Below are 14,190 nucleotides of genomic sequence, written 5' to 3' on the forward strand. Positions count from 1 at the left end.
TTCTTTTTTATAAAAATTTTATAATAATCTTGTGTTAAAATTAATAAAAGGGAGGTGTTGAAAATGAATGGAATAATTCTTAGTTTCTTTTTAAGCATAATTCTATTAATAAGGCTTCTTCCACTTAATGCAACAACTAATTTAATAGTTAACATAATTTCTGGAGTACTTTTTATTTTACTTGGTTTGTCTGAAGTTAGTGAAAAAGGTTGGAAAGCTTATATCATATCTTTTGTTGGTCTTCTCTTTATAATTACTTCATTTTTCCCAAAGTTGAGAATAGGAACAAACTATATTACCATTACAATTATTTTCTGTCTAATAATTATTGCAATATCACTTTATACAGAAACAAAATTATTTAAATTTAAAAGGAAAAAAGAATAAATTTTAGAAAAATAGTTTATTTATTATTTTTTCTATTTGTGAATAAACTTTATTTAGAGGTAAATTTTTCTCTTCTGCAATTCTTTTTATATCTTCATATTCAGGTGTGATCTTTTTGTTATCTCCAAAATAAGAGATTTTAACTCTAATTTTTCCAAACTCTGTATCAATTTCTTTTATCTCTCTTTTTAAAAAAATTTTTTCAACTTTATTTATCCTTACTCCAATTGAAGATGTCTCTCTAAAAATAAAATCTATCAAATCACTTTTATCTTTTTCCTCACACAAAATAGAAATTTTATATGCTGGTCTATTTTTTTTCATATATATAGGAGTAAAGAAGAGATCAAGTGCACCTAAGGAGAATGCTTTTTCCATAATAAAGCCAAAAATTTGTGGATTCATATCATCTATATTTGTTTCAATTAAGATATTATAATCTTTTAAATAATCCTCTTTCAACTCACCAACAAAAATTCTTAAAATATTTGGTATATCAAAATCTTTTTCTCCCAGACCATAACCTATTTTTTCAATTCTCATTAATGGGACATCTCCAAAAGTTTCAGCAAGAGTTGTAATAATTGCAGCACCTGTTGGAGTTGTTATTTCACCAATAACTCCGTTTGAATAAATTGGTACTCCTTTTAAAAGTTCTAAAGTCGCTGGTGTTGGAACTGGAAAAACTCCATGAGAGATTTTTACAAAACCGCTACCTACTGGAACTGGTGATGAATAAATCTTTTCAATATTTAATATCTCTATACCAACAACAGAACCAACAACATCAATTATTGTATCTATTCCACCAATTTCATGAAGATGTACACTACTTTTATCCTCATTATGTATTTTTGCTTCAGCATCAATTAATCTCTCTAAAATTTTAATGCTTTTCTCTTTAACACTCTCTTTTAATGAACTTTTTTCAACAATTTTTATAAGATCAACTCCTTTTCGTTCCTCTTCTTTTTCATAAATTTTTATGTCAAATTTTGTACCAAAAATTCCTTTTTTCTCTTTCTTATTTGCTTCTAAATCAAAACCTTTTAAATTTAATTTATTAATCTCCTCTTTTAAATCTGATAAAGAAAGACCTGCATCAAGAAGTGAACCAATTATCATATCTCCACTTACACCATTTACTAAATCAAAATAAGCAATATTCATTCGCTCTCTCCAATTTTATTTATTAAACTTGCTACAAAACCTGCTCCAAAACCATTATCAATATTTACAACTGCAACTCCAGGGGAACATGAATTAAGCATTGTTAAAAGAGCACTGACTCCACCAAAATTTGCTCCATAGCCAACACTTGTTGGAACAGCAATAACTGGAACATTTACCAATCCACCAACAACACTTGGAAGAACTCCATCCATTCCTGCTACAACAATAAGAACTTTTGCTTCTCTTATTTTTTGTAGATTATCAAAAAGCCTATGAATTCCTGCAACTCCAACATCATAAATTTTTTCAACACTATTTCCCATAATTTTTGCAGTTTCATATGCCTCTTCTGCAACAGGAATATCAGAGGTACCAGCAGTAAGAATTATAATTTTTCCTACTTCTTTTGGTTTTTCTTCACAAATTGAAATTGTTTTAGCAAAAGGATTAAATTCAGCATTTTCTATTTTATCTTTTACAAGTTTAAATAAATTTTCGTTTGCTCTTGTTGCAAGAATTTTTTTTGATTTCTCATAAAGTTTTAAAATTATCTTTAAAGCATCTTCATCTTTTTTTCTTTCACAAAAAACAACTTCAGGAAAACCTTTTCTTATCTCTCTTAAGTGATCAACTTTTGCAAAACCAAGATCTTCATAAGGAAGTTCTTGAATAATTTTTAATATCTCTTCAAGATTAATTTTATTTTCTTTAAAATCCAATAAAATCTTCTTTAAATAATCTAAATCCATTTTAAACTTTTAACCAAATTTTTATTTTTCTCTTTATTGTATCCATTTAAATCAACAAAAACCTTCTCAAAGCCAATTTCTTTTAATTTTTGATTTATTTTATCACTGTTTTTAAAAACAATCTCTAACTCCTCTTTTAATACTTCAATTTTTGCAAAATTCCCTAAAATTCTTACCCTTATAAGAGATAAACCTAAATCTTTCAAAAATGTTTCTCCTTCTTCAATTTTTTTTAGTTTTTCATAAGTTATTTTATCTTTATATGGAATTCTTGTTGCAAGACAAGATTGAGGAGGCTTATTCCAAATAGGAATATTAAATCTTTTAGCAAGTGATCTTATTTCATCTTTGGTAAATTTTAACTCAAGAAGAGGAGAAATTATTTTAAGTTCTTTTAGTGCTTTTAAGCCAGGTCTATAGTCACTCAAATCATCAAAATTTGTTCCATCTAATATATTTTCAAAACCTAATGAATGAGAAAAATTTAAAATTTCTGAAAAAATCCTCTTTTTACAAAAATAACATCTCTTTTCACTATTTTTAACTATTTCTTCATCATCCAAAATTTTAATTTTAATAATAAAATTTTTTATTTTTCTCTCTTGAGTAAATTTTTTTATGAACTCAATCTCTTCTCTTTTTTGAAACTCACTATCAATTGTTATTGCAATTACATTATCATTTAACACTTCATGTGAGAGAGTTAAAAGGAACGTTGAATCAACACCACCAGATGAAGCAATTGCAACTTTTTTAAGGCTTTTTAAATAGTTTTTAAGATTTTCTAATTTCTCCTCTAACTCCATTAAAATTTATCTATCCTCTTCTTCTCCTAAATCCTCTTCCCAAATATCTTCTTCGTCTTCTTCCTCTTCTTCAAATTCTTCTTCAAAATCTTCTTCAATTTCACTTATTATATCTTGAAGACTATCTTCTCTTTCTCTTATTTTTTCAATCAAGATTTCTCTTAATTCATCTTCATCATATAACTCTTCTAAAATTTCAAAAATGTCGTAATTGTCAAGTGTTTGGAGTTCTTCGTAAATGTCATCAATTAACTCTTTTAAATCTTCATAATCTTTATAACTTTTTAAATCTCTAATAAGATCTTCTATTCTCATATTAACTCTCCTTTTTTAAAAGAAATTACATTTTATATTTTACAAGTTTTTAAAGATTTTTAAATATATTAATCTCTTATTTTTGGTTCATAAAATAGTTCTATAAAACTATCCCAATATGATGGAAGTGTATCCCATGGATTTGGTTCAGAGTCATCTGTACAATAGATAAAACCAATATTATCTGATTTATTAATAACTATTTTTGTTTTCTCAAAGTTTTTAACATCATAAACCAAAACTGCAAAGCGACTTCTTGGATAATTTTTCACATATTCAGGAAATTTATGTTTTAAAAAATTTGAATAGTTATCTTCAAAAATAACAATTGTATCACCTATTTTCTCTTTTAAAAACTCTTCATCAATAGAAATTCCAGGATTTAAAATAACCCACTTAAACCCTCTCTTTTTAGCATAGTTATAAATTTCTTTATAATATTGAATTGATTCAGAGGAGTTATTTACCTCATCGTAAAATATTCCAAATAAATTGTAATTTTTATAAAATTTTAAATATTTTTCAACATCCTCTTTTACTTTGTCTAAATCTCTTTTTCCATAATTTGTTGGTATATAACAAAAAATTTTAATTCCTTTAATATTTATAAGAGATAAACCAATCTCATAATCTGGATTGATAGAATCTCCTGGCCCATCATCTGGATTTATAATTACCCAAATTTCAGTGTTTTGGTGTGTATCTTTTAGTCTTTTCCATTGATAAGATTCATCCCAATGGTTTGGATAGATATAAAAGGGAAAAAGAACTCTTTTATTAACAAACAAAATACTTCTTATATCACTAATAAATATCAAATTTAAAATTATAATCAAAAAATTATTTTTAAAAATAAATTTTTTAAAAACTCTTTAATCATTAATAAAATTATAAAAAAACTTTTAAAAATTTCAGCACAAACAAGTTTATGTCCTGGAATTCTTTGAAAAAAATTCTTAAAAATTGATTTTAAATAATTTTTAATTAGTTTTAATCTTTTAGGCAAGATATAACAAAGAATATTTAGGATACAAATTAATTATACAAACTTTGATTCTAATCTTTTCTTTTTTTACAAATTTCTTACTTTCTGTTATGGAGTTAAAAATCAAAATTTTTACAATAACTTAAAATAGTTGTTGTTTGAAAATTCCTAATTACTTTCTTAAGAATAAATAATATGTGCAATGAGGAAAAAATATTTTATTTTTTGTGCTATTTTAGAGTATGTTAAAAAGGTATGAGCAACGAATATCTGAGCTACTTTTGAATTACAAATTATAAAAGGAATTACAATTTTTCTTTTTTTTGAAATATTTATTATACAAATTGCTTCAACTACTTTATCCAAAATAATTGTTTTTTATAAAAAATAATATCTTATTCGTGTAAACTTAGAATCATTCTCCAATTATGAGACTTATTTTAATGAATAGTAAAATCTTTTAAAATTTTTATTTTTTCATTAACTTTAATATAGAAAACTCTTTATTAAAAAATAATTTATTTTTAAAAAATTTTGATACTTGTTTAGAAAAGATTAGTTCATCATGTATAATAAAATATTTTATTCATTTAATAATTCTATACCTGCTTGTTCAAAAGCCTCAAGAACTTTATCTTCATATTCAGATTTTGTTATTTTTCCTTCTTTTGCCTCAATTTTTAACTCAACATTTACATTTTCAAATTTCTGATTTATAAAGTGTAAAACATTTGCAACATCAACTAATTTATTTTTAGGAATTTTTAATTTCAATTTAATTTCATTCATTAAATTTTGATCTTTTATTACAACTTCTGGTGGTTGTGGTTCTATCATTATGTTATTATCTACTTCAACATCAATTAAAGTTTGTGATTCAACAAATTTTTCTTCTTCTTTTCTACACAATTTTTTGTTTATTAAAAACATATCTTCGATTGATTCATTTGTTATATCTTCATTGAAAAATTTACATTTAATCTCTTCACCCTCTTTATAACCAATTCCAAACAAACCATTCTTCACACCATCTTTTATGCCCTTTAAAATAACTTCATCATTTTTAATTCTCATTTCACCTGGGGTTTTATAAAATAGTTCAATAAATGATTTTATTTCTATATACTCTGAATTTTTTAAATATTTTTCTTCAATTATTTTTGCTGATAATTTTTCAAGAATTTCTTCATCAACTTTTAATTTTTCATATATAACAGAATCGAGGTATGCTAATGCACCATATGTTGGAATACCAAGATTTATTTCTTTAAACCCATATTTATTTGGAATAGAAATTAATCTATAATAACTCATTAAATTAAACGAAGAACTGGATTCATTATTTTTTATTTTTACTAAAATATTATTTTTTTGATTTTCTGTTAAATTATAAGTACTTTCATTTTTTAATTTTTCGTAAGCAATTTTATCTTTAATAAAATTTTCGATATTAATTTTCTCTGATTCCATAGGATATGAGAATATTAGTGTATTTTTATAAATTCTTGGCCTCTCACCATAATTTTCATATATTTTTTGAATATCATCCTTATTTTTTAATATCACAAGTTTTAATCTCTTATCATCAGGAATATCATTTGAAAAGTTTGGCCAAATCTTAATAACAAATTCTGATTTTGAAGAAATTGTTTTTTGAATTAATTTTTTTAATTCTTCCTCTATTTCATTATTTGTAATATTCTCTTTAATAGTAAGAATAACTCTGTTTAAATTTGGTTGATTTGTGAAAAATAAGCCACTATCTGAAAGATAAAATAGTTTCTCTTTGAGTTTTTCTATTGCTTCAACAATTATTGCGCTTGATTCTTTTGGTATCACAGTTGATAATTTAATTTCATTCATTGAGGCCCCTCTTTCTTTTCCGCCAGAAAATGAATATAAAAAAATTGTTGTTGCTATTTTTGTTCCAAGACTATATGAAAGATAAGATATGCCTAAATCTTTATCAACAATTTTTGCACCTGAATTAAAAGATGTGATATCAGCAGAAATTACACTATCATATTCTTGACCAATGTGTTTTATTAATTCTCTTCTTATTTCAGTATTATTTAAATCAAAATCTGAAATTCTAATGAAGGGTATTTCTTTTTTTAGAAGAGAATGAACAACTAATGCAAGTATTCTTAAAACCCCTCTTGTTCTTTGAAATGTTGGAAAACTCCCCCATCGTTTGTATAAAACATCAATAACTTCGGGTTGAAAAGGATAACTTTTTATAAATTTTTCTCTATATAAACTTTTTTCAATACCTTGTGGTATCAAATTTTCTCTCTCTAAATAATCAATATAATCATCAATAACCTTTTTTGCTTCATGCTCATCAATATAACTAAATAATCTTCTTTTTATCACATCTGCAACTTCTTCATCTTTAACTGGAGTATAAATTTTCTCTATTCTTCCGACAATCTTCTGAAGTTGCTGAAAAACTTTTTCTCCAGTTTCATCATAATGTTCAATTATGCTTGATGGAAGGGATAAAATTAAAACTGCATTACCAATTGAAGAAATTGATTGGGTTAATTCTTGAATAAAAGCAAGAGTTTGGGCAGCTAAATTTGAATCACCAACCTTAACTCCAGATGCTTTTGTCAGATATTCAAGAACCTCATCCATAAGAATTAAAATTGGTAGTTTATTTTTAAGCAAATTTTCTATATTTTCTCTTCCTGGTGAAACCTTTTGTTTTAGTTTTTCAACTTTTCCTGTTAATTGTTTTTCCATTTCTTCCCATAATGTTGTATCCTTCGGATTTAAAACTGTTCCATCGATTACAACTATATTTACATTTTTTTCTTTCGCCTTATGATAGAGTGCTATTAATGAATGAGTTTTACCACCACCAAATGGAGTTTGAAGTTGAATTACAGAATCACCTACTCCTGAAAATAATCTTTTTTCAACAACATCTATCAGATTTTTAAGTCCATCAGTTAAATAAGTTTTTCTAAAGAAAATATCACTATTTTTATATTCATCTGGTGCTTCACTTGTATGAACTTTCCAAAGGTCTGCTGCAAAAACATCCATTGTAAGTCTTCCTTCAAGGATGTCATTGTGAGGCCTTGCAATTTTTAAAAAAGATATATTATTCATTTATAAGGCAACCTCCCTTCTTCTTTTATTTCACTTATTAATTTATCTTTTCCTGATAAAAATCCATCTAAAAGTTTCTTCTCACCACTCTCAGGAGGAAGAGTTTCTGAAATTGCTTGAGCAAATCTATAAAAAGAGTCTCGAATTCCATAACCTGAATCTTGTAGAACCGTTTTAATTTCATTCTTTTTTCCTACTTTCCATAAAAGTAAAACATTGTGAAGAATATCAACCATCTCTTTTGAATCTTTAAGTTCTTTAATTTCTCTTTCATTTGGACCTAAAACTTTTATAAATTCTTTTTCTTTTTTTATGAAACTTTTATTCCAAACTTTTTCTAAATCGATTCCTACAGATTGAGCGAGTTTTTTTGCTTCATCAAACTCAACTTTTACCTCTCCATAAGTCCATCTATATAAAAGATAAAATTTTGAAAGTGGAGAAAGTTCTTGAGATATTCCATTGTGTAAAATTTGTTTAACAACATAATCTGTTACAATTTCTCTTACAAATTCCAGAAGTTTATCTGCTCTAACAACATTTCCTTCAAAATCAAGAACTTTTTCATATTTACCGAAAATTTCAATTGATGAACCAATTGCTGAAATAAAATAATCTGCACCTGAAATTCCTTCGTTCCATAATTTTTCAAGTTTTTCAAAAATATATTTTTTTATCTCTTCTTTTACATCATTAAACCATCCAACTTCAATCTTTTGAATTTTTCGAGCAATAATATAGATAGATGAAGCAAGAGATGCTGTCTCTTTTGCATTTAATCTTGATTTCATCTCTGTGTCAATTGGCCACGACGCAGTAATTACTAAACCAGAATCTAAAAGTGAATTTATAAGAGTTTCCCAACCAAATGTTGATTTATGTGTATAAACTATAACTGCAATACCATTTGGTTTTAAAATGCGATATATTTCTTGTAGTGCTTTTTTTAAATTTTCTTCATAAAACTCTTTTGCTTTTTGTTCTCCACCATGTCTTACTGGATTAGCAACAATTTCTTTTGATTTTGGAGTAAGTGGAGTTGAAAAAAGTTCGGGGTATAAATCACCAATAGATCTTTTTAACCAAACATAAAAGAAATCTGAAAGTTCAGCATAATTGATATTATCATAATAAGGTGGATCTGTAAAAACAGCATCAAAATAGTTATCTGGATATGGAAGAGAAATGGCTGATAATTGTGAGATGACTGTAGGGTAAGAAATTTTTGAGATATTTTTTATAGATTCTAATATTGGCTCTAAACTCCATTGACCTCTTGAGTCACTAAATGGATCAGCTTCACCATAATCCCAAATCATTGGAAGTGCTTGCCTATCAAATGCTCTTTCAAAAGATATAACATCAGATCTCCATCTTGTTAATGTATTCAGATACGTTACTAATCGATCTATTCCTATACCTAAATAACTCGCCACTGCTTTTGCGTATTCTTTTTCATAACCTTCAGAAATCATCTTTTGATATGCTTGTTTTACTTTTTCTGTAAGAGTTATTAGTGCGAGTTTCTGGCGAGAATTAAAAAGATCACCCCATTTTGTAAAGCCATAACCCCGACCAGCAACAGTATTAGGGTCTTTGGTGTTCATTTCCTCATCTGGCACAGGATCAATTCTCCATTCATTCATAAGTTTTTGTCTTTTCTCTTGAAGATATTTTTCTGCCTCTTTGAAAATCTCAAAATCTCTTTCATTTGCAAGGCGATATGTTTTTCCATCTTTGTTTGGTTGATGCAAAATAACTGCTATCATTCTTTGCCCTGATTTTCCTTCTTGAAAAAGTTTTCTTACTTGTTTATCATCAATAACAGTTCCACAAACTGGACATGTTACAATTGCTCTTGAAACAGTTCCTTTTTCAGGATTAAAATTTTCAGGAAATGGTTTATTATCTTGCCCAACAATTTCAAACTCAACTTTATTGTTTCTAACAAATGGTCTTAATGATATTTTTTTATTATTCTTTTTAGCAAGCCAAAATTGTCGCATTAAAGGAATCTCTGCATTACAAGACGGATTTTGACATGGTATTGTTCTTGCCCAAATATATCCAACAGGAATTTTACCATCTGGATCATTTGGATAAAATTTTCCAATCTCTTTTTTTGCTTCATTTACAACAAAATTCCCCCATTTTTTAACATCTTCAAGAAGTATATTATTTACATATATTTTTTTTATTTCTCCTTTTTCTATAGGTTCCCCTTTAATCAAAATCTCACCTGGAACTCCATATTTTTGTGGATATTCGAGAGTACATTTTAATATAAGTATTGCAACGGGATTATATTCATTTGCATAAGTTTCAAGACCAAGTCTTAAACATTCAAGAGGAATTGAACCTCCTCCTGCAAATGGATCGATTACTTTTAAATTTGAGTTTCCATTTGCTTTTAAAATATCTTCTCTTGCTTTTTTTATTATTTGTTCATTTAATGAATTTTCCCATTTTGAAAGATTAATTATAAATTTTTTCTTTTCTTCCAACTCTTCTCTATTTTTTGGTGCTGGTATAAGTGCAGCATAAGATGTTGCTCTTGATGAAGCAAGTGGTCTTCTTGCCCACCAAATGTGAAGAGTTGAAATATGACCATGCCTTATGTTTTTTTCTCTTGAAGCCTCTTCTCCAACCTCTTTCACTGGAAAAGTTTCCTCAATAAAACTTTTCTTGATCATCCAACTTCTCCTTTATTTTTGATTTCATTTTCATTAATAATAAATTTTATATCAACAATCTTTTGAAGTTTCTCTATATTTTCATAGGGGTTTTTAATAATTCTTAAATCTGGCTTATTTACTACATTAAATACAACATAAAGATAATAATCATCTTCGAATCTTTTTGCTTTTAGAAATTCATTAAATGTTAAAATAATATCTCCATAATCTTTTCTTGCTTTAACTTCAATATATCTTATCTCTTTTTCACCTTTTGATTTTATATCATATCCAAGATTTTCTTTTGAAACATCAATTGGTTCTCTTCCATGTTCTTTTTCGTATTTAATAACATATTCCATTCCCATTCTTTCAATTTCTTTATCGCTTTCCATCATATCTTTTGATCTAGGTTTTACATAAATTACTCCAACAAGTTTTGGTTTAGAAATAGTTAAGTTTTTTTCATTCTCAAGTTCTTCTTCAAGTTTTTTCTTTGCTTCTTCATAATCTTTTTTTCTTTGTCCCATATTTTCAAACCTTTTATTATTTAATTTATTATTCTCAATATATTTTATCATTTCTATTTCAAGTTCATTAATTAAATACTCAAGTGATTTTATACCATATTTCCTTTTGATATCTATTTGTCTTAATCTCTCCTTTAAAAGTTCATCTTTATATTTTTGAATTATTTCGATTGATTTATTTATAACAACATCTTTGTTAAAATTTAAATTTTCTATATTAGATAGCGAATCACTAACTGGCTCCAAATCCCATAAAATAGATGGATTAACTTCAATTAAATTTTCACCATCATAATAAATTGAAAATATTTTTTTACCAACAACTTCGCCCAATCCATCTTTCACTTCTCCCTCATAAAAATAGATGAAGCCACAATATTTATTTTGAGGGTCTTCAAAAATTCCACCATTAAGTAATTCTTTATAATAATTTTTTAAAGACCATTCAATCATTGCCTCTAATAGTGGGTGACCAAAAGATATAAATTCTGCATCTGGATTTTTAAATGCCGTTTCTTTATCAAAAGTAATTTTTCTATAATTTCGTTGAATTGTGCCAAATTTAGATTTGAAATTAAAATCATTATTAAATTTTCGTAACTCATCTGGCACAGAATCTATTTCATAAAATTCACCCTTTTTTACTAATTTTCCATTTAAAATATTAAAAACTTTTTTAAAATACTCTTCTACATATTCTGGTATTAATCTATTTTCTTTCGCTTTTTCAGAAATTTCTTTTATTCTTGTAAAATCAATTATTTTTGTTGCAAGTGTTTCGCCAATTAATGTATCTTTTATTCTTCGAATATAATCTTCGTCAACTTTTATCTCAATTTCTTTTAGAATTTCATCAAGAGATTTTGTGTTTGATACTGCTTCAATCAAAAGTTGATAAAGATTTTTATCTTTGAAAACATCACCAATTATATCAAAGACTTTATCACTTCCTAAAGCTCTTCTTATTTCATCTAACTTTTCAAAAATCTTATTGAAAACTGTGCCTTCTCTTGTATCTACTGCTATAAGGTTAAAGATATGAACATCTTTTTGTTGTCCATATCTATGAATTCTTCCCATCCTCTGTTCAATTCTATTAGGGTTCCATGGTATATCATAATTAATCATTAGATGACAAAATTGAAGATTAATTCCTTCTCCTGCAGCTTCTGTTGCAACCATAACTTCTGTTCTATTCTTAAATTCTCTTTCTGCATCAATTCTCTCTTGTAAACTCATTCCACCATGTATACTATTCACTTCATAACCCCAAGATTTAATCTTTTTTACGAGATAATCAAGAGTATCTTTTGATTCAGTAAATATCAAAATTTTTCTATTTCCACCAATTTCATCAATTTTTTTAAAACCTTCTTCAATCGCTTTCTTTAATTCTTTTAATTTTACTTCTTCTTCATTGTTTATAATATCTTCTGCTTGCCTAATTAACTTATCAAGATTCTCAATCTCTTTTTTTAATTCTTGATAATTTTCAGCAACACTTATTGTCTCCCAATCTCTTTCTATCTTCCATCTCTCATTTTCTTCATAATCTTCTAACTCTTCAATTTTATTGAATGAAAAATTGCTATCGCTTAAAATTAATTCTTCTTTTTTATTATATATTTCTTCTAATTTTCTTTTTCTTCTCTTAAGTGATTCATAAAGCGCATAAGTACTTGATGCCATTCTTCTTTGGAGAATTAAAAGCGCAAAAGCAATATTTCTTTTTTTATCACTTTTTAATGCTTTATTATATTCCACAATAACATACTTTGATAATTCATTATAAAGCTCCTTTTCTTTATCTGATAAATAAAATTTTATAGTTTTTACAAATCTTCTTGTAAATAGAGGTTTTCCTTCAAAATCTCTTAAGTCTTCTTTCATTCTTCTTATAAATAAAGGGTTTTCTTTGTTTTTTATAGATTCTTCAATTAGTTCTTTTGATGCAAAAAAACCTGGATTAAGAAGATCAAGAAAAAGTCGGAAATTTTCTGGATCACCTTTGTGTGGTGTTGCCGTAAGAAACAAAAGATGTTTTGTGTTTTTTGAAATAACTTTTCCCAACTTATATCTATCAGTTTCTTTTGATTTATCACCATAAAGATATGCTGCCATTTTATGTGCTTCATCAACAATTACCAAATCCCACTCTACACTCTCTAATGAGAGTAAAATTTCATCTTGTTTTGCAAAATCCATAGAGGTTATAATTTGATTATATTTTTGCCATGGATTTTCTCCATAAGAATAATTAAAGGAATTTCTATCAATAATCTCAAAATTTTCTTTAAATTTATCTGTTAATTCTCTAATCCATTGTTCTTTTAAATGACCTGGAACAATAATTAAAATTTTTTTAACAATTCCTCTTAATTTTAACTCTTTTATAACAAGACCAGCCATAATCGTTTTTCCAGCTCCTGGATCATCTGCTAATAAAAATCTTATCTTTGGTAATTTAAGGATATAACCATACACAGCCTCAATTTGAAAAGGAAGAGGATCAATTTTTGTTATGTTCATTGCAAGTAATGGATCAAAAATTGAAGCATATCTAAATCTTAAAGATTCTAAACTCAAAAATATATGGTTACTATTTGAATTGAAGTTGAAAACAGAAAGTTCTCTTAATTTGTTTAGATCTTCATTTGAAAATATTTGTCTTACTATTTGATTTGATAGTTTTTTTTCTACAACTAATTCAATATATGTATTTAAATTATTAATTGAAATAATTTCGACAGGTTCATTCCAAAGACCCTCAACAATCATTCCTTCTTTAAGTTCAATCAACTTTACCCTCCTTTTAATTGCTAATTATTAAAGAAAATTTTTTCATAATTGATTTTACCATTATTTTTATTTTTATGTCTCGAAATTTTAATTATTATTAATCTAAAATGTAAAGAAAGGTTTTGAAGAATAAACAATTTACATCTTTTATAATTACCTAATTTAGGAATTGTTATTTTAAATTCATCAATTCCCAAGAAGGATAATCTTCTACTATCACTACTCAAAACACAATTGAGTTCTAAGTATCTATATTATTTTATAACTTATTCAAATAAATCTTAACATGTAATGCAAACTTATTTTCATTTAAAATTTTTTTATAAATAATTTTGTGGTTTCAGGATCTTTAAATATAAATTGTAACTTAAATTTTAAAAATTTTTAGAATTCTAAAATTAATTCATACTTTTAATAAATTATTTTCTCTAAAAACAACTGAAAGTTTCAATCCCTAATATGAGAACCAAAAACTTATTTTTCCAAAACTTCTTCCTTTATCAAAATATCACTAAAAGTCAAATCACAATAAGTCTTCTAATAATTTTTTTATTTGGATAAAGTGAAATAAATAATATTTTACAGAGAAATAATTGAAAAGAATTTTTTATCTTTGATCAAAATAAAACAGGATATTTAAAAAGAATTTGT

9 protein-coding genes are annotated in these 14,190 nt (G+C 26.0%); 1 reads left to right on the forward strand and 8 read right to left on the reverse strand.

Annotation, left to right across the window (positions count from 1 at the left end; all coding sequences use genetic code 11):
- Positions 1–63 precede the first annotated feature (63 nt).
- Complete coding sequence (locus QMD25_05585) at positions 64–387, forward strand: hypothetical protein (GenBank protein MDI6861466.1); 324 nt, start codon at positions 64–66, stop codon at positions 385–387.
- 3 nt (positions 388–390) lie between these two features.
- On the opposite strand, the gene larC is transcribed toward QMD25_05585, so the two are convergent.
- From larC to QMD25_05625, 8 genes are all read right to left on the reverse strand, one after another.
- Entirely contained in the window at positions 391–1,557 is a 1,167-nt protein-coding gene (gene larC, locus QMD25_05590; GenBank protein MDI6861467.1) for a nickel pincer cofactor biosynthesis protein LarC, read from the reverse strand.
- The gene (gene larB / locus QMD25_05595; protein ID MDI6861468.1) at positions 1,554–2,309 is read right to left on the reverse strand and encodes a nickel pincer cofactor biosynthesis protein LarB; all 756 of its coding nucleotides are present in this window, start codon (positions 2,307–2,309) and stop codon (positions 1,554–1,556) included. The genes larC and larB overlap by 4 nt, the downstream gene beginning before the upstream one ends.
- Positions 2,300–3,115, reverse strand: a complete 816-nt coding sequence (gene larE, locus QMD25_05600) for an ATP-dependent sacrificial sulfur transferase LarE (protein ID MDI6861469.1) — start codon at positions 3,113–3,115, stop codon at positions 2,300–2,302. Before larE ends, larB begins: the two co-directional genes overlap by 10 nt.
- A 6-nt stretch (positions 3,116–3,121) precedes the next feature.
- On the reverse strand, positions 3,122–3,430 hold the full coding sequence (locus QMD25_05605; GenBank protein ID MDI6861470.1) for a hypothetical protein: 309 nt from the start codon (positions 3,428–3,430) through the stop codon (positions 3,122–3,124).
- 68 nt (positions 3,431–3,498) lie between these two features.
- Positions 3,499–4,218, reverse strand: coding sequence for a spherulation-specific family 4 protein (locus QMD25_05610; protein MDI6861471.1), 720 nt, complete (start codon positions 4,216–4,218; stop codon positions 3,499–3,501).
- A gap of 779 nt (positions 4,219–4,997) precedes the next feature.
- Positions 4,998–7,535 (reverse strand): AAA family ATPase, encoded by a 2,538-nt coding sequence (locus QMD25_05615; protein ID MDI6861472.1) that lies wholly within the window; start codon positions 7,533–7,535, stop codon positions 4,998–5,000.
- The gene (locus QMD25_05620; GenBank protein MDI6861473.1) at positions 7,532–10,228 is read right to left on the reverse strand and encodes a DUF1156 domain-containing protein; all 2,697 of its coding nucleotides are present in this window, start codon (positions 10,226–10,228) and stop codon (positions 7,532–7,534) included. Before QMD25_05620 ends, QMD25_05615 begins: the two co-directional genes overlap by 4 nt.
- Positions 10,225–13,539 (reverse strand): helicase-related protein, encoded by a 3,315-nt coding sequence (locus tag QMD25_05625; GenBank protein ID MDI6861474.1) that lies wholly within the window; start codon positions 13,537–13,539, stop codon positions 10,225–10,227. The genes QMD25_05620 and QMD25_05625 overlap by 4 nt, the downstream gene beginning before the upstream one ends.
- Between the last annotated feature and the right edge of the window lie 651 nt (positions 13,540–14,190).

Source organism: Caldisericia bacterium, from assembly GCA_030018355.1.
Lineage (GTDB): Bacteria > Caldisericota > Caldisericia > B22-G15 > B22-G15 > JAAYUH01.

Bases quoted from the DNA above. Each gene is read 5' to 3' on its own strand.
- QMD25_05620 (MDI6861473.1), bottom strand. From the start codon at position 10,228: ATGATCAAGAAAAGTTTTATTGAGGAAACTTTTCCAGTGAAAGAGGTT.
- QMD25_05605 (MDI6861470.1), bottom strand. From the start codon at position 3,430: ATGAGAATAGAAGATCTTATTAGAGATTTAAAAAGTTATAAAGATTAT.
- larE (MDI6861469.1), bottom strand. From the start codon at position 3,115: ATGGAGTTAGAGGAGAAATTAGAAAATCTTAAAAACTATTTAAAAAGC.
- larC (MDI6861467.1), bottom strand. From the start codon at position 1,557: ATGAATATTGCTTATTTTGATTTAGTAAATGGTGTAAGTGGAGATATG.
- larB (MDI6861468.1), bottom strand. From the start codon at position 2,309: ATGGATTTAGATTATTTAAAGAAGATTTTATTGGATTTTAAAGAAAAT.
- QMD25_05585 (MDI6861466.1), top strand. From the start codon at position 64: ATGAATGGAATAATTCTTAGTTTCTTTTTAAGCATAATTCTATTAATA.
- QMD25_05615 (MDI6861472.1), bottom strand. From the start codon at position 7,535: ATGAATAATATATCTTTTTTAAAAATTGCAAGGCCTCACAATGACATC.